Source organism: Spirosoma sp. KUDC1026, from assembly GCF_013375035.1.
Classification (GTDB): Bacteria; Bacteroidota; Bacteroidia; order Cytophagales; family Spirosomataceae; genus Spirosoma.
Genome location: NZ_CP056032.1, coordinates 3221568 through 3245608 on the forward strand (window position 1 = coordinate 3221568; position 24041 = coordinate 3245608).

The 24041-nt window shown below is 53.8% G+C and carries 16 protein-coding genes and 3 pseudogenes; 7 read left to right on the top strand and 12 right to left on the bottom strand.

Going from position 1 to position 24041, the window contains the following annotated elements; all coding sequences use genetic code 11:
* Positions 1-110 precede the first annotated feature (110 nt).
* From HU175_RS13455 to HU175_RS13465, 3 genes are all read right to left on the bottom strand, one after another.
* On the bottom strand, positions 111-1157 hold the full coding sequence (locus tag HU175_RS13455; RefSeq protein WP_176567093.1) for a hypothetical protein: 1047 nt from the start codon (positions 1155-1157) through the stop codon (positions 111-113).
* Positions 1158-1260: 103 nt separating this feature from the next.
* Positions 1261-2289: a prefoldin domain-containing protein gene (locus HU175_RS13460; RefSeq protein ID WP_176567094.1), complete on the bottom strand. Its 1029-nt coding sequence runs from the start codon at positions 2287-2289 to the stop codon at positions 1261-1263.
* Between the two features lie 42 nt (positions 2290-2331).
* Positions 2332-3051 (bottom strand): hypothetical protein, encoded by a 720-nt coding sequence (locus HU175_RS13465; RefSeq protein WP_176567095.1) that lies wholly within the window; start codon positions 3049-3051, stop codon positions 2332-2334.
* 299 nt (positions 3052-3350) lie between these two features.
* Between HU175_RS13465 and HU175_RS13470 the strand changes: the two genes are divergently transcribed.
* The 4 genes and pseudogenes from HU175_RS13470 (at position 3351) to HU175_RS13485 (ending at position 8656) form a co-directional block, all read left to right on the top strand.
* Positions 3351-4853, top strand: coding sequence for a capsule assembly Wzi family protein (locus HU175_RS13470; protein WP_228724154.1), 1503 nt, complete (start codon positions 3351-3353; stop codon positions 4851-4853).
* 213 nt (positions 4854-5066) lie between these two features.
* Positions 5067-6185, top strand: a complete 1119-nt coding sequence (locus HU175_RS13475) for an alpha/beta hydrolase (protein WP_176567096.1) — start codon at positions 5067-5069, stop codon at positions 6183-6185.
* A gap of 195 nt (positions 6186-6380) precedes the next feature.
* Positions 6381-7652 (top strand): Hsp70 family protein, encoded by a 1272-nt coding sequence (locus HU175_RS13480; protein ID WP_176567097.1) that lies wholly within the window; start codon positions 6381-6383, stop codon positions 7650-7652.
* Between the two features lie 67 nt (positions 7653-7719).
* Positions 7720-8656 (top strand): annotated as a pseudogene (locus HU175_RS13485) (pirin family protein).
* Here HU175_RS13485 and msrA read toward each other — a convergent pair.
* The gene (gene msrA, locus HU175_RS13490; RefSeq protein WP_176567098.1) at positions 8653-9315 is read right to left on the bottom strand and encodes a peptide-methionine (S)-S-oxide reductase MsrA; all 663 of its coding nucleotides are present in this window, start codon (positions 9313-9315) and stop codon (positions 8653-8655) included. The pseudogene HU175_RS13485 and the gene msrA sit on opposite strands and share 4 nt — an antisense overlap.
* Positions 9316-9459: 144 nt before the next feature.
* On the opposite strand from msrA, the gene HU175_RS13495 reads away from it, so the two are divergent.
* A complete protein-coding gene (locus HU175_RS13495; protein ID WP_176567099.1) occupies positions 9460-10056 on the top strand; it encodes a tRNA-(ms[2]io[6]A)-hydroxylase in 597 nt (198 codons plus the stop codon).
* 85 nt (positions 10057-10141) lie between these two features.
* Positions 10142-13357: a PD-(D/E)XK nuclease family protein gene (locus HU175_RS24670; RefSeq protein ID WP_228724155.1), complete on the top strand. Its 3216-nt coding sequence runs from the start codon at positions 10142-10144 to the stop codon at positions 13355-13357.
* Between the two features lie 184 nt (positions 13358-13541).
* On the opposite strand, the gene HU175_RS13505 is transcribed toward HU175_RS24670, so the two are convergent.
* The 3 genes from HU175_RS13505 to HU175_RS13515 form a co-directional block, all read right to left on the bottom strand.
* Positions 13542-14048: a KdsC family phosphatase gene (locus HU175_RS13505; RefSeq protein ID WP_176567100.1), complete on the bottom strand. Its 507-nt coding sequence runs from the start codon at positions 14046-14048 to the stop codon at positions 13542-13544.
* Between the two features lie 19 nt (positions 14049-14067).
* A complete protein-coding gene (gene porQ, locus HU175_RS13510) occupies positions 14068-15099 on the bottom strand; it encodes a type IX secretion system protein PorQ (protein ID WP_176567101.1) in 1032 nt (343 codons plus the stop codon).
* 76 nt (positions 15100-15175) lie between these two features.
* Positions 15176-15598, bottom strand: coding sequence for a hypothetical protein (locus HU175_RS13515; RefSeq protein ID WP_176567102.1), 423 nt, complete (start codon positions 15596-15598; stop codon positions 15176-15178).
* A gap of 570 nt (positions 15599-16168) precedes the next feature.
* Between HU175_RS13515 and HU175_RS13520 the strand changes: the two genes are divergently transcribed.
* Entirely contained in the window at positions 16169-16429 is a 261-nt protein-coding gene (locus tag HU175_RS13520) for a hypothetical protein (protein WP_176567103.1), read from the top strand.
* A gap of 148 nt (positions 16430-16577) precedes the next feature.
* Here HU175_RS13520 and HU175_RS13525 read toward each other — a convergent pair whose 3' ends face one another.
* From HU175_RS13525 to HU175_RS13545, 5 genes and pseudogenes are all read right to left on the bottom strand, one after another.
* Positions 16578-17789: an efflux RND transporter periplasmic adaptor subunit gene (locus tag HU175_RS13525; RefSeq protein ID WP_176567104.1), complete on the bottom strand. Its 1212-nt coding sequence runs from the start codon at positions 17787-17789 to the stop codon at positions 16578-16580.
* 20 nt (positions 17790-17809) lie between these two features.
* Positions 17810-19627: pseudogene (locus HU175_RS13530) on the bottom strand (efflux RND transporter permease subunit); the annotation flags it as partial.
* A gap of 5 nt (positions 19628-19632) precedes the next feature.
* Positions 19633-20523 carry an IS982 family transposase gene (locus HU175_RS13535; RefSeq protein ID WP_176565439.1) on the bottom strand — a complete coding sequence of 297 codons (891 nt, stop codon included), beginning with the start codon at positions 20521-20523 and terminating at the stop codon, positions 19633-19635.
* Positions 20524-20637: 114 nt separating this feature from the next.
* A pseudogene (locus tag HU175_RS13540) lies at positions 20638-23283 on the bottom strand (efflux RND transporter permease subunit); the annotation flags it as partial.
* A gap of 328 nt (positions 23284-23611) precedes the next feature.
* A complete protein-coding gene (locus tag HU175_RS13545; protein WP_228724156.1) occupies positions 23612-23929 on the bottom strand; it encodes a hypothetical protein in 318 nt (105 codons plus the stop codon).
* Between the last annotated feature and the right edge of the window lie 112 nt (positions 23930-24041).

Below are 24041 nucleotides of genomic sequence, written 5' to 3' on the forward strand. Positions count from 1 at the left end.
CTAAAGGAGGAAGGGGGGAGGATGGAGAAGGGAACACGGAAAAAAGGAAACGAGGAACAAGGAGGAAAAGGGCTTAGATGCTTTCCTCCTTGTTCCTCGTTTCCTTTTTCCTACTTGAGCGTCAGCAAATACCCAATCGTGAAGTTTGCGTCCCAGTCGAAGACGAACTGATCGGTACCGGTGGCGTTGGCAATGGATTTGTAGATGTTGAGACCCGCTTTGGCTTTGGCGTCTTCGAGTTTGTAGGCCGAAGGCGCATCCAGAACCGTATACCGCTCTTTACCCTTCCGAACAGCTTTGGCCAGTTCGAACGGAACCCCGCCGATAATGAAGCAGGTTTTGCGGTGATCGCTGGGTATCTGCTTGGCTTTGACCGATACCTCCGACGCTACCTTGTCGTCGGGCGTGCTGTTCTGATAATACTTGGCCCCGTAAGTTTCCAGCGCTTTTGTCGAGCCACTTTCTTTCCAGGAAATTTTCGTGTTTCCCGAGCCGATGTCAACAACATACGAGTTGTCAGCGTACTCGGCAGGTAACACCGACCGCAGGGCCAGCGAGCCTTCCTGTTCGGGTGTTACGGTATTAACGACGTAGTTCAGGGTTTTCAGCGCTTTGATGATCTTCTGCGTGCCTTCGGCTTTTACTGCACCCGAACTGACCACGAAATGAATGTCGCGGCCACCGACGCCGAAGTCCAGCATTTTGCCAATGTAGCTTTTCAGTCCGGCCCGAACGTCATCATCCGACGCCATGTTTTCCAGCACCAGGCTGTTGCCGAACTCAGCTTTTTCGAGCTTCCAGCGCTTCTGATCGTCCACGCGGATGATGAACGAGTTAAAACCGCTGGCGCCCAGTTCAACCACGCCTTTCAGCTTGCCATTTTCCGGGGCTGGGGGCGTAAAGTCAAACGGCCGCCGGGCACCGCTGGTACTGCTGGCTTCGTCCGACGACTTACTATCCGATGCCATCGATTCTTCAACTGTTTCTTCCGCCCTTTCATTGTCAGTGCGGGGCATCGTCTGCGACTCCGTATACTCCTTTTCGGGGGCAATCTTGCGCAGGGCTTCATTACCGCCAAAGTAGCGGAATCCGAAATAAATGGCAGCCACAATCAGGGCTGTAATAAGCAGCCGTCCGGCCACGGTTAAGCGTTGCATATATCAATGAGTGATTGAGTGAATGAGCGAATGAGTGACTAAAAATGCGGATGAATGGAGTATTCGCTCAATCGCTTAACCACTCATTCGCTCAATAAAAAGACTAATCTAATAGATTCCTGTATCCCGCATCCTTGGGCGGGTTGATCTGGCCGGGTTGAGGGGCGGTGATAGGGTTGGCTTTCTGGGCATCCAATTGGACCATCTTGAATTCACCTTTGTTGTAGGCTTCCAGCAGCGCGACGCCTTTGTCAGACAGGACGCCGTTCTGGATATCCACCCCATTGATGAAGTCCATCGACAGGTCCATGGCCCGTTTCATTTCCCCCAGCTTCTGGCTCATGTCGTCCTGAATATATTCCATCGACTGGTCGAAGTAAAACTTCTTGTCGGGGTCGCCTTTGAAGATGCTGACGGCCGTCTTCAGCGCGTTCGAGCTTTCCTTCACGATTTGGTACTCCGTTTCTTTCAGGCGTACCTTAATCTCGGTTTCCTTGATGATATAGTCGGCACTCTGGTTTACCTTTTCCATGAAAGCCAGCACCGTTTTAATGTTGCGCTGCAGCGGCTGGAGTTTTTCGTTCATCTCCTGCAAACCCGCCCCTTCAATGGTGGCCAGCTGGGCCTGCTCGCGCATACCGGGCCGATCGGACATGGAGTTGGCCTTGTTGGCCTCGGCGAACTTCTGCTTGATCGACTCATTATTTTCGTTAATCTTTTTGTTCAGCTTCACCAGCTGACCGGCCAGCGTATCGATCTGCCCCTGCATCTGCTGCCGCTTCTTCTTGAGATCGTCGATGTAGATCTTCATGATTGCGATCGGGTTCAGCTGGATTACTGTGCCCGTAATGCTGCGCATCAGCGACTTGAACAGGAAGAAAACCGCCGTCCGTACGTCGCGGCTGGTAAAGAGAAAGATCAGGACGCCCAGCGCGCCCAGCAGCAGCGATAGCTCGAGTACGTTGGACGTAACGCGGATCAGGAATTCGACGATGCGGTTGAAATACACCAGCCCGAATCCGGCGATACCGGCCAGCACAATCATGCCCAGCATACCTTCGGGGCGGCTCCAGAACGAACGCTTTTCGACGTCCGTACTACCGCCTAATTGAGAAAAGTCAGGAGTTGCCATTTGCTTTAGTTGACAGAAAGGGAATGGAGTTGATGGGTTGTATTACTTCAGGTACTGCGTCATGCGATCAATATCACCCTTGATCTGACTGGTGAAATGACCGAAGGTGATGTCGTAATTCTGACCGTTGCGGTTGATTTTCTCGCTCTGGTCACTGATCTCGCCGTCGATTGTTTTTAGCCGGTTCGTGTTGCTGTCTATCTGCTTCTGTATCTCGATTAACTGTTTCGCCAAAGCCTCGTTTTCGGTTTGCAGCCGTTTCTGTTCGTTCTGCAGGCCACCTACACGTTCGCTCAAAGCCGCGTCGACGCTTTTCTTGAAGGCATCGCGGTCTTTGTTCAGCGCGTTCAGGTAATGATTGGCCGTGCTGGTCAGAATGGCTACGTCGCTGGTTCCCGCCAGGGCTTTGAAGCTGGCCCATGCGGCCTGATACTGTTTATCTTCGGGCAGGCCCAGGTTGCTCAGGCTACGTAGTGTTTCGCGAAACTCAAAATAGTCCGGCCCTGGTTGATTGTTCTTCGCCAGTACATCGGCAAAGTGATCCGCGAATTTTGGATCAATCGTACCCGGTACCGTTGTTTCCCTGGGCGGTACGTTCGACACCGTCGGCTGCGTACTGGTAGGATTGGCGACAGGACGGGGTGCGGCTGGTGCTGCATTCGCCGGAGCGACTGGAGTACCGGTTGCCGACGGAGCCGGTTCTTCTTCTTTGACAAAGAAACTCAGGATTTTACGTCCGAGTGATTGGTCTGATTCAGGCATAGCGTCTATCGAGTTGGTGAAAGACAAAGCAATGTTAGCAGGTAATGGTTAAACCAACAACCGCGGTTAGGCCAAACGGTTTGGGGACTTGATAGATTGTCGTAGGACGGGTCGAATGATTTAACCAAAACCTTGGATTAGGCGGAGTATAGCCCGTTTTGCCCCAAGTTAGACACGGACCAGCGATGCGCCGGGCAGGACCAGTGAATAGCTGCCCATCGTTAATTTAGGGCTGGAGCGAACGGCATTTCTGTTCCGTCGTCTATCTTTAGCCAATCATTTCAGTTAACGTAATTCCTGTGCTGAGTTCAGTGGTTGTCACGCGCCAGTTTCTCCTGGTCAGCTTCGGCTGGCTGCTGACATTGCCGATACGGGCACAGTCAACCGAAAGTGTACAGTACAGCGCCGAACTGGGCGGCTTTGCCGCCACTTCGGCGCAGACGCCTTTCTGGCTGCGGGCCAATCAGTATGGAACAGTTCCCTTGCAGGGATCGCTGGCGACAGTACGGCTGGGCGCCATGAAGGAGTATAAACTCCGACGGGATACGCTTAACCGCCGAACCTCCCGCTTCGATTGGGGATTCGGACTGAACGTAGTGGCGAATACGGCCCCGGCTTCCTATTACAATACGGCCCGGTTTTTCCTGCCCGATGCTTACGGAAAGGTTCGGCTCGGGGCTGTCGAGCTGTATGCCGGGAACCGTCGGGAAGTCGCCGGATTAGGCGACACCACGCTGACATCAGGTTTTGTGGCCTGGTCGGGCAACGCGCTGCCTTACCCGAAAATTCAACTGCATACGCCCGATTTCGTACCTCTGGGGTTTACTAAGAAGCTGATTGCCTTCCGGGCGGGCTATGCGCATGGCTGGCTCATCAATACCTACATTCAGGGAAGCTACCTGCACCAGAAGTACCTGTATGTCCGCGTGGGTAAACCCAACTGGCGGGTGTGGGTAACGGGAGGACTAAATCACCAGGTACAATGGGGTGGTCGGGCGGACTATCTGGTCGGGACGCCACTGGCCGTCGACGGCCGGCTGCCCACCACGTTTCGGGATTACCTGTCGATGATTACCGGGCATTATCCCGGAGACGTGCAGAACGACCGATATACTGATTTCGACGGAACCAACCGCATCGGTAATCACCTTGGTAGCTACGATTTTTCGGTCGAGTGGCGAGGTAATAAGGCAAACTGGCTGCTTTACCACCAGCACCTGTACGAAGACGCATCCGGGCTGGCGTTCCAGAACGTACCCGATGGACTGACAGGACTGCGTTACCTCAACCGGCGCCCTTCCAATGCCCGGTTTCGGGTGAAACGGCTGTTGGTTGAGTGGTTAAGCACAACCAACCAGAGCGGGGCTGTCTTCGATCAGTCGGCCCGTTACCAGGGGGCCGATAATTATTTCAACCATAGCCAGTACCGCGAAGGGTGGACGTATCAGGGCCGGACCATCGGCACGCCGTTCATTGCCCCGTACACTGAACTGTCGACACGGGCGGTTAATGAAGGCGGCAGTTTCTTTCCAAACAATCGACTGGTTGCCTGGTATGTAGGAGGAGAAGGGGCGTTTCGGAAGGGTACGGTACTGACTGCGCGACTATCGTACAGCCGCAACTTCGGTACGTATAGTCGACCATTTACGGAAACGTTCCACCAGTTTTCGTCGCTATTGTCGGCCCGCTGGCCCCTGGATAAACGGGCGTCAACGGTGCTTACTACGTCGCTCTCCCTGGATCGGGGGCAACTATTCCCGACAAGTACCGGTGGATTCGTCAGCCTCCGCAAAGCCTGGTGATTTCAGTCATACATTGTGGGGTTAATTCTAAATAATCCAGTTTGTCTATTAAACGGATGTGTTATAAATAAGATATTGATAATCATATAATTATAATTTAGAATGGCTCGATTGTTTGGGGGAATAGCGGGGGGCGGGCTTAAATAGCGGTCCATATAACAGAAATCGAAAACTATCCTCGTCTCAAACAAGTAGTTGCTAAAAACAACGTTTATGAAGCACGTTCACTTTAGCAAAAAGTTAAATCAGGTTAAACTGGGAACGGCAGCTGCCGTTTTTTCGCTCCTTTCGCTGACGGCCTGCCAGGATCATAAGGTTCCACTGCCCGGACAAGCCGCCGTTCAGCCAACGGGACCTGCCCCCGCTTACGCACCGGATATTAACCGGCAAATGTTAGCCGTTGTCGAAGAACTGGGGCGGCTCAGCCCGGTGCCCATTGTTCAGTTAACGGCTCAGGAGGCCCGGACGAAACCGTTCGTGAAAGACGCGGTTAATTCCCTGCTGGATAAAAACAAGATTACTCCCCCCAAAGCAAACGTAGCAATTACCCAGCGGACAATTCCGGGCTACAATGGCGCGCCTATTCGGGTGGTTATTTACACGCCAGCTGGCGCGTCCAGCTCGGCTCCGGTTATTCTGTATATGCACGGTGGTGGCTGGGTGATTGCCAATCCGGAACTGTACGAAGCGTCGACCCTGGCATTGGCGCAGAACACGGGCGCCGTCGTCGTTTCGGTTGATTACCGGCTGGCCCCGGAATTCAAATTCCCGACGGCGCACGAAGATTCGTACGCGGCTTACAAATGGGTGAAAGAAAATGCGGCTTCGATTGGCGGTAACCCCAATAAGGTGGCTATTGCGGGCGAAAGCGCCGGGGGCAACATGGCCGTTGCGGTCAGTATGATGGCCCGCGATCGGGGTCTGGTGATGCCAATACATATCCTGTCGGTTTATCCGGTTGCCAACAACGACCTGAACACCCCATCCTACATCAAGTACGCCAACGCGATGCCGCTGAACCGGCCGCTGATTGAATGGTTTGTGGACAAATATTTCCGCACGATGGCCGATGGGGATCACCCTTACATTTCGCTGGTCGACGTAGCCGATCTGCGCGGCTTACCACCAACGACGATCATCGGGGCTGAAATTGACCCGCTGCAAAGTGAGGGTATGCAACTGCGCGATAAATTGCAGTCGCAGGGTGTGTCGGTAGCGTATCAACTCTTTCCGGGCGTAACCCACGAGTTCTTTACCACCTATGCGGTAGTCCGGGGCGCTCAGGATGCGCACGAACTGGCCGCGGTTCGGTTGCGGGAAGCGTTTAAGTAAGTCGTTTTCTGCTGTAGATATTCCGCGAAGGGGCCGGCAAATACAGTTGCTGGCCCCTTCATGTATTGACGTGAACTAACGATTTTGATCGAGCAGGGTTTACAAACGCATGCATCAATCGATACGTCAAAACCACTTTTTACCCTTACCTTTGCGCCCCTTTTTGGTGTAATAATTCAGGATTAGGGTAGAACGATGGCAGCAATTTCTTGTGGAATCGATTTTGGTACGTCAAATTCAAGTATTGCCATTGCGCGGGACGGGCAGGTAAGTTTGGTTCCGGTCGAACAGGATAGCGTTACGATTCCCAGCGCTATCTTCTTCCGTCAGGCCGATAACAAAGCGTTTTACGGACGCATGGCTATTGAACTGTTTCTGGATCGTCAGCCGGGCCGGTTCATGCGCAGTTTAAAGCGGGTACTGGGTACGTCGCTGATGAAGCAAGGCACCGTTGTGAACGGCGCGGCCATGAATTTCCCAACCATCATTACGTCGTTCCTGCGCCACATCAAGGAGAAAGCGGATGCCGTAGCTGATCAGTCTATTGAGCAAGTCGTAATGGGACGGCCCGTTCATTTTGTCGATAACGACCCGCAGGCCGACGCCCAGGCCCAGACCGAGCTGAAGGCGATTGCCCAGCGGATTGGTTTCAAGAACATCGAATTTCAGTTTGAGCCCATCGCGGCTGCTTTTGCGCACGAAGCCCGGATTCAGGGCGAGAAACTGGCCATCGTTGTCGATCTGGGGGGCGGTACGTCGGATTTTACGGTAATCAGGCTGTCGAATCAGTACATTAACAAGGCTGACCGCTCGTCGGATATTCTAGCGAATACGGGCGTTCGGGTTGGTGGGAATGATTTCGACAAGGAGCTAAGTCTGGCGGGCATCATGCCCGAACTGGGGTATCGATCTACCTACGGCGACAAAGGGCTGGAAGTGCCCATTAAACCCTATCAGGATCTGGCCGAGTGGAGTAAGGTTAACTTTCTGTACACACCCAAGCTGATCACGCAGATCCGGCTGCTGCTGCACCAGTCGCACGACAAACCGCGCTTCAAACGCCTGCTGGACGTCCTGGAGAAGGAAACCGGTCACTCGTTGCTGGCTGCGGCCGAGGTCGCCAAAATAGCGCTTACTGATCAGGATGAACACAATACCGAACTCAACTTTCTGGAAGAGGGATTCTACATTCCCATCAAACGTAACCAATTCGAGCAGGCAATTCAGGAGGAAGTAGACAAAATCACCGCGTCGGCCCGGCAGTGTCTTATGGAAGCCGGAGTTAGCAACCAGGCGATTAATCTGGTCATTATGACGGGTGGCTCAACCGAAGTTTACTCCGTAAAACAAGCGTTCCAGCAGCTCTTCCCGAACGCAGCGCTGGCCGAAGAAAATAAGCTGTCCAGCGTGGGTCTTGGTCTAGCTTATGACAGCCAGCATAAGTTCGGCTACAGCCTGTCCCACTGAGGTGAACCGCTTTGCCGGCGGTTGGGTTATGTGACCGGTTTCGTTGCGTTTCCTGATCACTTGTGCTATGATCGATTCTATCATTGATGCCCGGCCTGCGTCGCTGGGCAATGGCTTTTCTGTCCGGCGTATTCTGCCGTATCGGCTTCGGCGTATGCTGGGGCCGTTCATTTTTATGGACCATGCCGGTCCCGTAAACTGGACACCCGATCAGGTGAGCGAAATGGACGTACTGCCCCATCCGCACATTGGGTTATCGACGGTAAGTTATCTGTTTGATGGGCAGGTTACGCATCGGGACAGCCTGGGTGTACAGCAGATCATCCGGCCGGGCGAAGTGAACTGGATGACGGCGGGACGCGGTATTGCTCACTCCGAACGATTCGAAGACCCGGCGACGCTGGCGGGTGGGTCACTGGAGATGATTCAGACCTGGGTGGCCCTGCCGAAGGAAGACGAAGAGAGCGCTCCGGCTTTCGACAACTACCAACCGCACGAACTGCCAGTCTTCACCGACAAAGGCATCTGGCTGCGACTCATTGCCGGTGACGCTTTTGGACTACGTAACGATGTGAAAACGCATTCGCCCATGTTTTACGTCCATCTGGTCCTGCAACCGGGTGCTCGCTTTGGGTTGCCACTGGGCTATCCGGAGCGGGGTGCCTACGTCGCAAAAGGTAGTGTGGAAGTGAGTGGGCGAAACTACGGCGTTGGACAACTGATTGTCTTCACGCCCGGTATCGACCCCGTAATCATTGCCCGCGAAACCAGTACGATCATGCTGCTAGGCGGTGAACCTCTGGGTGAGCGCTTTATCTGCCGGGCCGCCGGTGCGGTGGAACTTCGTGTCGTCACGCCCTGAACGAATTGAAGAAGCCAAAGCCGACTGGCTGGCGGGACGTATCGCCTTGCCGCCCAACGATAACACCGAGTTTGTGCCGCTACCTGTCAATAACTCCAGGCCTGCCGGTACCGGAACGCCACCACCCCAGCCGTTGTCTTAATCCACGTCTTTTTTCAGGTAATCGCTCATGCGATCCTTGAATTTGCCTACCTTCTTGCGGCAGACGGTGGCCACGTACATGTTATATGGGTTCTGGCGATAGTAATCCTGGTGGTAGCCTTCAGCGGGGTAGAAAGCATCCAAAGCCGTGACCTGCGTGACAACCGGGTCCTGGTGATGATCAGACGCATCCTCGCGCCGGATGGCAGCTTCGATCTGTGTTTTTTCGGCGGGCGTCCGGTAGAAGGCAATCGAGCGGTAGTGCTTACCCACGTCCGGCCCCTGCCGGTTCAGTGTTGTGGCGTCGTGGGCGGCAAAGAATGCATCCAGCAGTTTATCGTACGGCAAAACCTTCGGGTCGTAATACACCTGAATCGCTTCGGCATGGCCGGTCTGGTCGGAGCTGACCTGCTCGTAAGTGGGCTTTTCGACATCGCCCCCGGCATAGCCTGATACGACCTGCCGAACCCCTTTCAACAGTCTCATTTCTTCCTGCATCGACCAGAAACAGCCCCCCGCAAACGTAGCAACGGCCTCGCCGGGTTGCAGCGCGGGTAAGGACGATGGTTTCAGGTCCATTACCTGGGGCCTATCCGGCTGGGAGTTGCAGCTGATAAACAGCGCACTGACGATAAGTGCAATAAGAAAGGATAATCGCATAAACGGTTGTTGCAAAGAAGACGGTACAGTCTTCCGAAATCACTGGATTTGGGTAATGACTCGTACGTCTGTAACACCAAAAAACGGCATAGAGTTGATTTGTTGGTGACGTATTATCTTTGCGCATAAATGGCCGAACGTCCTATGTCGCTTACCACCCTGGGCTTAGAATTGCCGACCGACCCGCGCTGGGTTAACATCGCCGAAATGAACATTGGCGACATCCTGATCGATCACGCGTACTGCGAGCAAAAAGCCGCGTCCTCCTGTATTTCGCTCATTGTTGCGTATTCAGACAAAGTAGAACTGGTCGAGATGCTGACGCCCATCGTGGCTGAAGAATGGGGCCATTTTCAGCGGGTGCTCAAGGAACTTCGTAAACGCAACATTCCCCTCGGACGCCAGCGCAAGGACGAATACGTCAACCAGCTTCGGGCCAAGCTGCGCCGGTCGATTGGTGATCAGAAGGAACAGCTCATGGATAACCTGCTGATGAACGCGCTGATCGAAGCCCGGAGCTGCGAGCGGTTCAAGCTGCTGTCCGAAAACATAACCGACGAAGGATTACGCAAATTTTACCGTGAACTGATGGTCTCGGAAGCGGGGCACTACCGCTGCTTTATTGAACTGGCCGAAACATACGTGCCACCGGCCCGGGTGCGCGAGCGCTGGAAGGAGTTCCTGGCGACCGAAGCCGAGATTCTGGCGAATATGACTGTCCGGGGCGACCGGATGCACTAAAACTATCTTGAACGTTGCTGATGGTCGACCGGGGAACTGTATCTTTACTATCCGACTTTGCTTAGTAGCGCCGTCCAAGTACTGAATGACTTTTCTCCAACAAACCGCTCAACGAATTTTTGACGCCCACGGCCCCAGCCTGAGCGATGTCTGGGTTATTCTGCCCACGCGCCGGGCCGTTTCGGTTTTTCTGGACGAGCTGGCTATGCAGTCCGATAAGCCGTTTCTGGCCCCCCACGCTATGGCCGTCGACGATTTCATTACGCAAGCATCGGGTCTGCAACTCATCGACTCGGTCAGTCTGCTATTTGAATTATATGACGTGTTCCGGGAGATCGACCCGCTGGTTGAGTTTGAGCAATTCATCGGTTGGGCATCAGTATTGTTGGCCGATTTCGACCGGATCGATCAGTATCTCGTCAATCCCAGCGAACTGTTCTCCTATCTGACGGCCGCCAAAGCCCTCGAGCGCTGGCAGCCGGATCTGCCGCCCTCGGCCAAAGCAATTACCGAAACGCCCGGTACGTCCCGCTATTTTAAGCTGTTCGAAAACCTGCACGTTACGTACACGAATCTGCGCAACCGCCTGGTTGACCAGGGGCTGGCGTATCGTGGTATGGCGTATCGCTTGCTGGCCGAGCAGGTCGATACGTTGATCCGGGATAATCTGGCTTACGAAAAGGTGTATTTCGTGGGTTTTAACGCCCTGAGCCGCGCCGAAGAACACATTATTCGGGTCCTGGTCGATGCCCAGAAAGCCGAGCTGTTCTGGGACGCCGATCAGTACTACGTCGACAACCGGCAGCAGGAGGCAGGCGAGTTTCTGCGTCGCTATCAGAAAAATGGCTGGCTCTTCTCCAGAGAGAACCGCGCCGACCTCCAGCAACTATCCAACAACCTGCTCGGCACGGATAAACGCATCCGCGTCGTCGGCGTCCCCAACGCCAGTATGCAGACCAAAGTGGCGGGGAAGCTGTATGGAGAATGGAAAAAAGATGAGGGCGTAGGGCGTAGGGCGTGGGGTGAAGAGTTTGGGGATCAGGGTAATGGGGATGAGGAGTTGGGGATGAATGACGCTGACTTAGGTTTTGATGATGTGGAATCTGGAACTGTGAGCGAAAGTCGTTCAACCGCCCTCCACACCCAATACGCTCAGTCCACTCAACTATCCCTCTTCGACCCCCCCGCCCCAATCCCCCGCCCTCAACCCTTCACCCCACGCCCCGCGCCCTACGCCCCTCGCACGGCGATTGTGCTGGCGGATGAGACGCTGCTGGTGCCGATGTTGTATGCGCTGGACGAGAGCGTAACCGATTTGAACGTAACGATGGGCTTGTCGCTGCGAAGTTCGCTGCTGTTCACGCTGATCGATACGTTATTCGAAATGCAGCGGACCGTCCATGAGTTTCGGACAAAAGATGGTCGTGACCTGCGAATACCGAAGTTTCACCATCGCCACGTCGTGAAGGTGCTGAATCACCCGTTTGTGAAGCAGTACGAACGCATCAACGGACTGATGTGGCCGGGAGCAACGCGGCCCAACGGGGAGGTGGAGCCACCCGAGCCGCTGTTTCAATGGATTGCCAAGAAGATCGTTACGGATCAGCTTGTCTACCTGACCGAAAAAGATCTGCAGCAGTTGAGCCAGACCGAAGACGGAACCGACGATCCGCTAATCCGGACGCTGTTTACGCGATGGCCCAACGATGATCCTGCCAAAGCCATCCGCACGTTCTACGAGCTGATTGACCAACTGCGCGAGGTGTACCGACAGAGCCAGGATGCCATCGAGATCGAATATCTCTATCTGTTTCATACCCAGCTCAAACAACTGGAAACGACGCTCGAACGGCAGGCCCGCGACAAGAACCATACGCCCGTTACGGTGAAAAGCTTCCGGCAGTTTCTGTACGAACTGATCCGGCAGACGAGTATTCCGTTTACCAGTGAGGGCAATAGCCAGTTGCAGGTCATGGGGATGCTTGAAACCCGGGCGCTGGACTTCGACCGGGTCATAATTCTGTCGGTCAACGAAGGTACCCTGCCGCAGTCCCGGAAGCAGAACTCACTGATTCCGTTCGATATTGCGTCGGAGCTGCACCTGCCGACATACCGTGAGCAGGAAGCCGTAATGGCGTATCACTTTTACCGCCTGCTCCAGCGCGCGTCGGACATTGTGCTGTTGCACACGACCTCAACCGATGCCTACGGCAGCGGTCGGGGCGAAGTCAGTCGGTTTGTGCGGCAACTGGAGCATGAACTGGTGCCGCAGTCGGGTGGGCGGATCAGCCTGAGCAAACCGACGGTACGTTTCGGCCGGTCGGGTCTGAGCCAGATTGCGGATATTACCGAACTAAGTATTCCGAAAACGGAAGCCGTCCGACAGAAACTGCTGGACCGCCTGACGACAACCGGCCTCTACCCGTCGCAGCTGAACCAGTTCATCAGCTGCTCGATGCGGTTCTATTTCAGCCAGATCGTTAAAATTAGCGAAGAGGAAGAAGTGGAAGAGAAAATGGGCTCGGCCGACCTCGGAAACTGGCTGCACACTGTGCTGGAACGGCTGGATAAGGAATACCGTCTGGAAGGAAAGCCTGTTGAAGAAGAAGACGTTGTCCGGTTGCTGAAAGAAGAGTTTACGAACACGATGAAAGGTCGCGTGGTCGAGTCGGGCATGAACCTGCTGCTCTACGACATGGCCAACCGCCTGATGCTGGACTTTCAGCGGCAACAGCGCGAGTTGACTGACCTGACTGTCATTGGGACCGAACAAACCCTGGAAGCTTGGCTGGAGATTCCGCTGGGCATCGACCAAACGGTTCGCGTTCGCGTGGCCGGAAAAATCGACCGAATCGAACGGCTGGGCAACAAGATTCGAATTGTTGATTACAAAACGGGGAAGGTCGATCTCAAGAGTATAAAAGATACCGAGGGGCTAAAAGATGCGCTCCGCCACAACGGCAAGGAAGACAAAATGCGGCAGTTGTGGCTGTACCGTTACCTGGCCCTGAAGAACATCCGCAATCACGGTGGTTTGCCCCGCGATAAAGCCCGTAAGCAGATTTATCCGATCCATAACCTGCCCGTCGAAGCGGGATTCTATTCGTTTCGCGACGTGAGCGGTGGGTTCAAGACCAACCCCGTTTCGTTCGGGGCCGACGATGACCAGTACATCACTGAGTCGGAGGAACTGCTGCAGGAACTGATTCTGCGGATGCTGGATATGGGCGACCCATTCCGCAAAACCGACCAACTCGACACCTGTACGTATTGCGACTACAAAGGAATCTGTGGGCGGTAAGTAGATCACCGAAAATACATTAGATTATTTTGTCATGCTGACGAAGGAAGCATCTTCGGTAGTCAAAACAGGTTCGTTACTGAAGATGCTTCCTTCGTCAGCATGACAAAAAGGTAGTTTGAAATACGCTAAACTGTTGGTGGTTTTGCACTTAATCATAATAGACTGTTTCAGGCTGCCGCGGTTAGTACAGGGCCTGTTTGGCTTCGATAATCAGTTCAGCCACTTCACGGAAGCAGCCTTGCCCGCCATTCAGCTCGCAGCAGTAGTCGACCACGGCTTTGTTGAATTTCGTTGCGTCGGCGGGGCAGGCGGACAAACCCACTGCCTGTAAAATAGCCAGATCGTTCACGTCGTCGCCAATGAACGCCACCTCCGACGCATCCAGGCCGTTCCGCTCCAGAATCTCGGGCAGGAGTGAAAGTTTATCCTTCGCGCCGAGGTGTAACTCCGTAATCTTTAGTTTGGCCGCTCGCGTCACGACCGACGGCGACCGCTCGCCCGTGACAATGCCGCTTTCGACGCCTGCCTGTTCGCGCAGTCGCTCAACGGCCATGCCATCTCGGATATTGAATTTCTTGAAGATCTCCCCGTTTTCACCGTAGTACACACTGGCATCGGTCAGAACACCGTCGCAGTCGGTGAGGAGGAGTTTTATGCGGGCGGCTTTCGCCAGAATGTCTGGATTCATAGAAAGTAAGAAAAGCGGCTCAACGCAGGAGCCGGTCAAAATCGATACATAATGAGAGTTGGCTGGTACCCGCCGTGGGTGCAGCCGCAAACCGACCGTAGGTAAGCTGAAAGCCCCGCGCCTGTACCGAAGCCCCAAACGAGATTCCGGCCGTACCGGCTCCCGTTGCCAGTTTGCCCTCCTGGCGTTTTAGGTGGTTGTAGCCGAGCAGGATTTGGACGTTGCGGCTCAGGAGTAGTTCGGCCCCCACACTCAGGTGCCGGGCCAGTTTTTCGCCAACGCTGACGGTGCGCGGAATAGCGTTGCCGTTCAGGTCATACTGGACGTTCAGGTTCGGGTCGTTGTAGGCAATGTCGAAACGCTGGAGGTGATGCGCTGTTACCGTTAGTCGAAAGGGGGCGTAACGGGGCTTGAGCGTTACCCCCGCCTGGAGATCAAAAGGCAAATCAGCATCCGTCGGACCGTAATTTCGAACAAGGTACCCCACGTTTTTCGCCACCAGCCCGAAGGTAAGCTCCTGTTTTGGATGCCGCCAGACCCCGCCGAAATCAGCCAGTACACCAAACGCTGAGTACGTCTCGATGGCCGATCCTACGGCTTTGATTGTTGCGCCTAGGGTGAAGTTACCTTCGGTGCGGGCGTGAGTCAGGCTAACGGCATAATCGTTGGCCGAGAACGTACCGAGCGTATTTCCCGCCGGGTCGGTCATGTCGAATTGTCCATAACTCAGGTATTGCATTCCCACCGCCCATTTACCCCCCGAGCGGATGGGAAGTCCGTAGTGGAGCGTGTAGTACTTGGCCGCTGCCAGGTACGGCATCAGGCTGATGGACAGTTGATTGGCCGTCAGCGAATCAGCCAGGGCGGGGTTATTGAGGTAATACGCGCCATCGGGGCGGGTTGCGGTGGCAACCTGCCCGCCGAGGGCAGCCACACGTGCGTGGGTCGGTAAATCAAGAAACGAGAAAACGCGCTGTCCGCCCAGCGACTGAGCACGGCCCAGCAGGGGAGAGAGAAATCCAGCAAATAAGAGGACGTAAAGCGCTTTCAAGCCAGGAACGGGCAGTTTTTTGCAAAGAAACGCCAATTTTTAGACAGTTCTAGCCGATTGACGAAGCGAGAGTCTGCTAGTGCTTTTCTTTGTTTGAAAGCTGTAGTCTTGTTGACTCAATTAAGAAATGACAGCACTGGTAATAGTCGCTATTAACCTTCGGCATAAATCGAGCTACTACGTGATACCGATCAGGTAATTTACCTTCCAGTATCCAATCAAAACCATCTACGCCAATCACGTCTTCATTGGTGGATAACTGCCAGAAAGCGGCCCGGTTTACTCGTTGATTAAACGTGTTCCAGGTTTTTTGATCCAGTTTTTTTCGGCGGGTAACCAGTTGAGGACTGGACGTTTCATCTACTGTTTTCCATATAAGCCAACAGCTTCCTTTATACTCTTCCAGACGAATAACAACTGGTGGATGAAAGGCCCGCAGCCAAGTGAGCCGATAAATGACCGTATCAGATTGATTACGGTAAATGATGCGTTCGTGCATAGTCGCTAGAACCTTAGAACAAGATCGGTTCATGAATGGATCAAGTCCTACGTAGACGGCGCTATCGGGCGATAAGGTCAGCGGGAAATAATAGGAGGCTAGGTCTTTTGGCGAAACCTGATCTCGCGGGACGGGCACCTTCTTTGCTATATCGATAATATCCTGTCCCTGACTGAAACAGGTTGACAGAAATAGATAGCATAGTACGAGAGCTTTTTTCACAGGCGGAAACAGGGACTATCAAATGGAGAAACGATGAAGCTGTTTGTGGAATTCTATATCAGCCAACTATAGACAATACATTGTCTGAGTGATTATAAACAAAAAATGGCCAACACAACATGCGCTGGCCATTTGATCACTACAGCTCTCTGAAAAGAAACTAGTCAAAACAGGGGCGAAAGGTCGACTTTCTTTTTGTAACGCATGTTTCTATTTCGGCCAATCAGTTTCGAGTTTAGGACATTGACCTGTTGAATTGAGCAAACGGTCTCAGACTAGGCGCCAAATCAACATTCTCGCAAACCCAATGCCGTTAAAGCAGTTCTATTTCTATAAACGACACAGACGATGAGAACGGAACGGGAGAAAAAACTGATTACGAAATATTGGTTGTTTGGTGGCGGTGGTGCCATGCTGCTGGGGAGCGGGCTGGCTACGTTGCTGCACGGCAGTAAACTGAAAGAAGTGAACGCCGACCCCTGGTTCTGGGTGAGTACGGGAGGCTTTGCCCTGATTATGTCGGGCATCAGTATGATCGGTGACGCCAACCGCTTCCGCACAATGGCCGACGTCCTTAAGGAGTTGGACGCGCGTGGATTGAAAGAATAATCAGCCGATCACTGATCCCCAAAATTACAGGCATCCAGTAACATGTCGACAGCTCCTGCGGAGCTAACACCGCGTTACTGGATGCCCACGAACAGAATTGCCAGGTCGTTTTCGAGCCCGTAAGGAGCGAACAAGTTTCGTATCGTCCTTACTCCTCCTCGCTGTTGTTGAGTTTCGCCAGCAAGCTGTACGCGCCATTGACGACAATCGGCGTGACGGTGGGATTTATATCCGAGGGGAGCGTCACCGCCACGTAACCCTTTTCCCGAACGCCCGTTTTTACGTCCACCTGCCGGAACTGATAGCTGGTGGGGTTGCCCTGCTTCTTCTCCAGCACGTATACCAGCGACTTACCACCGTAGCTGACGACGGCCGCTTCGGGAAGGGTTTGCAAGGGCTGCGTCCGTATATCGACCAGTGCCGATACGTAGCCACCTGGGATGAAGTCATTCGGCCGGCGATCCGGGGCGTAGCCGTCCGGATGCGCCAGCACCGAAATGGTCCGATCAGCGGCAATGGATTTGCCGATCAGGAAAATCTCCCCCCGATGTACGAACGACGGATCGCCACCCATCCCGAAGTGGACAATCTGTCCGGCATGAATCCGGCTGATGTCTTTTTCGAAAATACTGAGCCGAACGTGCAGGTGATCGACATTGGTGATTTCGACCAGGATATCGGATGGGTTGAGGAAGCGCCCGTTGTTAACCGGTACGTTAGTTACAAATCCTGACACGGGCGACGGAATGGCTACCTGACGGGTCAGCTGACTTGGACTGAGTTTAGTGGGATTGATGTGCAGGATGGCCAATCGCTGTGCCATACCGGCCAGTTGCGCCTGCAAACTCTGCCGGTTCGCGCGCACCTGCTGAAACTGCTTCAGGGCGTTTACGTTGTCGCGACTCAGCTCCTGCTGACGGGCATAATCCAGGTCGGCGAATTCCAGCTTGGCTTTAGTGTCCAGATAATCCTGCTGTAACTGAATGTATTCAGGGTTCTCCAGCACGACCAGTGGCTGTCCTTTGCGAACTTTCATGCCTGGCTCCAGGTCGATTTTTCGAATGTATCCGCCAAAGGGGACCGTCACCGAGACCAGATTCGAGGCTGGTACGTCGATGGTTCCGTTTGCTTTGAGCGTGGTGTTAAGCGTCCGTAACGCCGGCTGGCCGAGCTGAATAGCCGCTACGTCATACTGTGCCTGGGTCAGTGACACGCGGATAGGGCCCGTCTTGGTTGAATCGCTCTTGGTTGTCGCTACTTCGGCGAGGTTAGTATCTGCTTTACCGTCCTGTTTATCGGATGAGCTACAGCCCGCCACCAGAAGAAGCGTCAGGAGCGATGCAGAAAGTAAGGTATGCATGGAGTACGGCATGGGTCGGATTAGGAATTGCCCAGTAAGTAGTTGATGTAGAGAACAGATTGGTTGTATTGATTGAGCAGGTCGAGGTAGTTCGACCGGATGGTGAAGGCCTGTTGCAACGCCAGCGAGAATTCGACGTAGCCGATGTCGCCACCGCTAAACGCGCGTTGGGCATTGGTCTGAATCAGAGCTGCTTGCAATAGCCCGTTCGTTTCGTAATAGGTCAGCGCCTGCTGGTACTGCTGGTATTGCCCGACCGCCTGTTTCAGTTGTTGACTCAGCGCAAACTGCCGGTTTTTCAGTTCGGTCAGTGCGAGTTGTTCACCAATGCGGGCGGCATTGATCCGCGCTTTCTGTGGCTGGCCGATCAGGGGGAACGTAACGCCAATCTGCCCCCCATTAAATCGATAGCCAGGACCGAAATATAGCTCTTGCCCATCGATCAATTGATTACCAACGAGCGTCTGGCTGAATAGTCCAACCAGAAAATCGGGTTTGAGCCGGGCCTGCTCTACCAGTCGACTTTGTTCTGCCACTCGAGTCTGCTCCTGTAGTTGCCGGAGTTGCGGATTCCGGGCCAGCGCTATACTGTCCTGAATCCCGTCGATGGTCAGTTTCGGCAGTGGTTCGGTGGTTATGTCAACCGGCTGAGGGCTATACAGCAACGTTTGCAACTGACTTTGGCTTGCGATGAGACTCGCTTCGTTCTGCGCTAGTTTGACCCGCTGATCGGCCAGCTGGCTTTCTGCCGTCGCCTTCTCCAGACTACCCGTTTCCCCGGTTTTGACCCGCAACGTTGCCGCCTTGACGAACTCGGTCACTACGGTATCCTGCTGCTGAAAAAGCTGACGTTTCCGGTACAGGTAGTTCAGTTCGTAATAGGCGGACTTAACGCCGTACTGAATATCGTTTTGGGTAACGGCTACCTCCGCCTGCCGCGCGCTGACCGTCTGATCGTTCAGTTGCGCCAATCGGCGCATCAGGGTTGGGTTCGGGATGGTTTGCGTTAGAGCGAGGTTGTTGTCGAATCGGCGGCTGTTGTATTGGCCCAGCATAAGCGTAGCCGACAGACGCCCGGCATCGTAGGCCGTTCGACGTAACGCCTGTTGCTGGCTGACACCCAGATTCGCCGTTTGTAACTGGCCGTTCCGCGTAGTAGCCTGCTGAATGGCCTGTTGTAACGTGATCTGCTGCGGCCCTTGTGCCCAACCCGTCGTGACGAGCCCCAGCAACAGAACAATACCAGCAATTTTCACCGAATCCGTTGGCTTCGATAACCGGGCCGCCTGCGCTTCCTTGTCCACGGCTTTTCGCTCGAACAACGAGTACAGGATGGGTAGCACGATGAGCGTCAGCAACGTAGCGGTCAGTAAACCACCGATCACGACGGTAGCCAGTGGTTTCTGTACTTCAGCGCCCGCTGAGTTCGACAGCGCCATTGGAATGAAACCGAATGACGCGACCAGGGCCGTCATGATAACCGGGCGTAGCCGCACTTCGGCCCCCTGCCGGATAATCTCGGTCATGTCGGTAAGTCCTTCCTCGTGACGAAGTCGGTTAAACTCAGCAATCAGGACAATACCATTCAGTACGGCCACCCCAAACAGGGCGATGAAACCCACGCCCGCCGAAATACTGAATGGCATCCCCCGAATCAGCAGTGCAAACACGCCCCCGATGGCTGCCATCGGAATCGCCATGAAAATGAGCAGACTCTGCCGAACGGAGTGGAACGTAAAAAACAGCAGGGCAAAAATCAGGGCGAGGGCAATCGGCACGGCGATGCTCAACCGTTGCTTGGCATCGACCAGATTTTGAAACTGGCCGCCGTATTTAACGTGAATTATGGATAAATGCGTTTTTGAACTGGGATCACAATAGATGGCTTACGGTCATGAAAACAATAAGCGATCAAACCTGCCAAGACATTGATCTGGCTATTAAGCGCACTCCGATGGCGAGTGTGTTCGAGGTCGAAGACCGATGTTAGCAAGGCATTGACCGATTCGATTAAGCCGCGCTTGCGTAAGTTGAGTTTATCACTCAAGGGCATCAAGGTGTTCTTCATCCGGCGTCGAAGCTTGGTTACTAAATGAAGACCTCGCTGGTAAAACTCGGCAAACAGTTTAGTCAAATACCCCCGGTCGCCAAAGCACTGTCCCTGCAAATCCGCCAGTAGCTCTGGCAATAAGCTGGCGTTGTTGTCCGAGACATTACCAGGCGTAATGATAAAATTGATTAACTCGCCGTACTGATTAATGACTAAATGCGCTTTTAGCCCAAAGAACCAGCCCATAGAGGACTTCCCACGGGCGGCCAGGCCAGCAAAGACCTTATTGGCCTGGATGCGATGGTTATCACAGACGGCCAGCGGTTTACTATCGACAATGTAGAAGCCGGTTCGCTGGCCTTGGGCACAAAGCCATTTTAAGAGTACAAAAAGTCCAGGTAGTAAGCGAGGCATACGGGCCACGAATCGCTCGTAACTGATCAACTTGGGAAAATAACTCCTTAGTTGAGCCTCTACCCAGTCTTGGTAATAGTACTGAAAGCATTTGGCCCCTGAATGATGATAGAAGATTGTGATCGCTAACATCTCACTGTCGGTTAACTCGCCCTGTCGAATAGTGGGCAAGGTGCCTTGCTGCATTTGCCACTGGGTCAGGACATTGCAAAAATCATCACAGGTGATGAAGATCTCAATTAATTTAAGGGCCTTATCTTCGCGAAGCATAGGAGCAGGTGATTGAGTTTTGTTACTTGGCAGTGCAAATCTCGCTATCACTTGCTCACTATGTACTTACTATCAGTCAGTTAAATGGGGAGTTATCCATAATTCACGTTATTTAATGGAGTAGCCGGGCGGAAATTTAATCTGCTGCCCCACTTGCTGCTGTAACTCCGTGACAATGCTTTCGACATCGCGGCTTCCCCGCACGTTGAAACCCAGCGTGATCCGTCGGTGGGTATCGTCCCGCTGAATCTGATTGGGAGCTTCCTGGATCGTTACCTGGGCGATCTGCCCCAGCGGAATTTGTTGGGCGGGACCGGCGGCACTGGCCGGAACCGATACGTATACATTCTGAATGTCCTCGACACTCTGGCGTCGGTCAGCGGCCAGCCGAACGACCAGATCGAACCGTTTCTCGCCTTCAAAGACCAGCCCCGCCGACTGTCCGGCGAAGGCGGTATTGATGGTCCGATTCACGTCCGTTACGTTTAGCCCAAACTTGGCAATCTGCGCCCGGTTGAGTCGAATCAGAATCTGCGATAGGCCGCCTACCTGCTCGATGTACAGGTCTTTGGCCCCGTCGATGGTTCGGATCAACTTGCCCACCTGCTCGGCCAGTTTCGTGAGCTGGCCCAGATCTTCGCCGTAAATCTTGAGCGCTACGTCCTGCCGAGCGCCGGTCATGAGTTCGTTGAAACGCATCTGCACAGGTTGCTGAAACCCGAACGTAACACCCGGAATGACCGATAAGGCTTCGGCCATTTTGCCCGCCAGCTCGTCGCGGGTGGTGGCCGATGTCCAGTCGTTTTTGGGCTTCAGAATAACCATCAGGTCGGAGGCTTCGATGGGCATGGGATCGGTTGGGATCTCGCCGGAGCCTATTTTTCCCACTACCTGTTCAACTTCAGGAAACTGCTTGAGCAAAATCCGCTGGGCTTTCAGGGTAGCATCGACGGTTTCGGACAGCGAGCTACCCGTCAGCGTGCGCGTATCGACGGCAAAGTCACCTTCGTCGAGCTGCGGAATAAATTCACCTCCCATGCGGGAGAACAGAAATAATGCGACCCCCAGCAGCAAAACGGCACTGCTCAGAATTAGTATCCGATGATTGAGCGCACGTAACAGAATCGGTTCGTAAACGCGATGGATCCGTTTGAGAATCCGGTCGGAAAACGATTCTTTGTGCTCGATTTTCTTGCTGAGCAGCAAGGCCGACACCATTGGTACGTAGGTGAGCGACAGAATAAACGCCCCCAGAATAGCAAAGGCAACTGTCAGCGCCATCGGGCGAAACATCTTGCCTTCAATTCCCGACAGAGCCAGAATCGGCAGGTACACAATCAGAATGATGATTTCGCCAAAGGCCGCCGACGACCGAATACGCCCCGCCGATTGGTAGACCTCATCATCCATCTGGGCAGGTGAAAGAGCGAAAGAGTGAGAGAGTGAATTGCTGGCGCCGAAGGCCATTCGCTCATTCGCTAATTCACTCTTTCGCAATTGAAGATGGTGCAACGTCGCTTCAACAATGATCACCGCCCCGTCGACGATCAGTCCGAAGTCGATAGCGCCCAGACTCATCAGATTGCCTGACACACCGAACAGGTTCATCATCGAAATGGCAAACAGCAACGCCAGCGGAATGACGGACGCTACCACAATGCCCGCCCGGAAATTGCCCAGCAACAGAACGAGTACCACAATCACGATAGTGGCCCCTTCCAGTAAGTTCCGCTCCACTGTACCGATGGCGCTGTTCACCATTTTGGTACGGTCCAAGAACGGAATAATCTGCACCCCGGGGGGCAGCGTTTGCTGAATCTGGGTGATTTTTTCTTTGACCCGCTTGATGACCGCCGACGAGTTTTCGCCTTTGATCATCATGACCACGGCCCCGACCGTTTCGCCTTCTCCGTTGCGGGTCACGGCCCCGTAGCGCACCGCCGAGCCAATCTGCACCTGTGCTACGTCACGAACGCGCACCGGTAACCCCTGGTCATTCAGGCGGATAACGATGTCGGCTATATCAGCGGTCGATCGGATCAGGCCATCGGAGCGGATGAAGAAGGCATTTGGTTTTTTGTCGATGTAAGCACCACCCGTGTTCTGGTTGTTTTGCTGAAGCGCTGTATACAGGTCGGTAATGGTGATGCCGACGCTCCGTAAGCGGTCGGGGTCAACGGCAATCTCATACTGTTTTAGCAACCCACCGAACCCACTGACGTCGGCCACGCCGGGTGTCCCCAGCAGAGCCCGGCGGATAGTCCAGTCCTGAATGGTACGTAGATCCGCCAGCGAGTAGCGGTTTTCGAAGCCTTTTTTGGGAACGACCGTATACTGGAAAATTTCGCCCAGACCTGTCGTCACGGGAGCCATCACTGGAGTTCCTACGTCTGGCGGAATCTGGCCGATTACGGTCTGTAATCGCTCGCTGATCTGCTGACGTGCCCAGTACACATCCGTCGCATCGGAAAACACGACCGTGACGATGGACAGCCCAAAGCGGGAAAACGAGCGAATTTCGGTCAGGCCGGGGATGTTCGACAGCCCCACTTCGATCGGGAACGTCACCAGCCGCTCAATGTCTTCGGCCGCCAGCGATGGGCTGCTGGTGATGACCTGCACTTGATTGTTGGTGATGTCAGGCACGGCATCGATTGGCAGTTGCGACACCGACCAGATACCCCATCCGACCAGCGCCAGGGTAAACAGGCCGACAATTAATTTATTATGGATTGAAAAATGAATGATAGCGTTCAACATCGCGACGACGAACGGGAAGTGGGCTTGTAATTATTCCAGAAGAAAATGCGTAGGGGATTTCTGCATCGGAGTATGACCGACGCATTGATGCACTAGAGCTGATGCCTGTCACGGGCGAATTCAGGAATCGTGTTTTGCTCGAGCGAACGGGACACAGGGTCGCGGAAGCAATGGCAAAAGCGCTATCACAGTGACAGTTGAACAGCCTGGCTGAGGGTGCAGACCGGTAACGTAACTCAAGTTGAGTTAGTGGATTACAGGCCAAGCGCCCGGAAACAGGGAGAAAATGAACCCGTCAGGATATAGTATGGCCTGTAGGTACGCCCCGCTAGCGTCGGGGGGGATTGATCAGCGACGATATGCTGACGAATGAGTAAAAATTGGTGTAGCGGAAACAGGCTGTTTTGGCCAGTAACAGTATAGAGAAAATAGTCGTTGACAGCAAAATCGCCGAAGGGGCGGTAAATGCTGGAGCGGCATGACTAACCGCGGGTAGTTTTTGATGACTGTGATTGGGGTGCTTCTGATGCTCGGAAGTTGACCCGTAGTGCATTCCTATAAAATCAAGGAAGTTCAGATCGGGCGCGGTCTTGCGGTGTTGCTGGAAATGCTGTATCAGATCGACCAGCTTGGTGGATTGGTCCACACTGAATCCAGGAAGCAAACTGCTTACCAAGATCTGCGTTGCCAGTATAAATGCCACCAATGCTTTCATGTCAACTGTACTTGTGTCACTCGAACCAACGTAAAGTTTACCA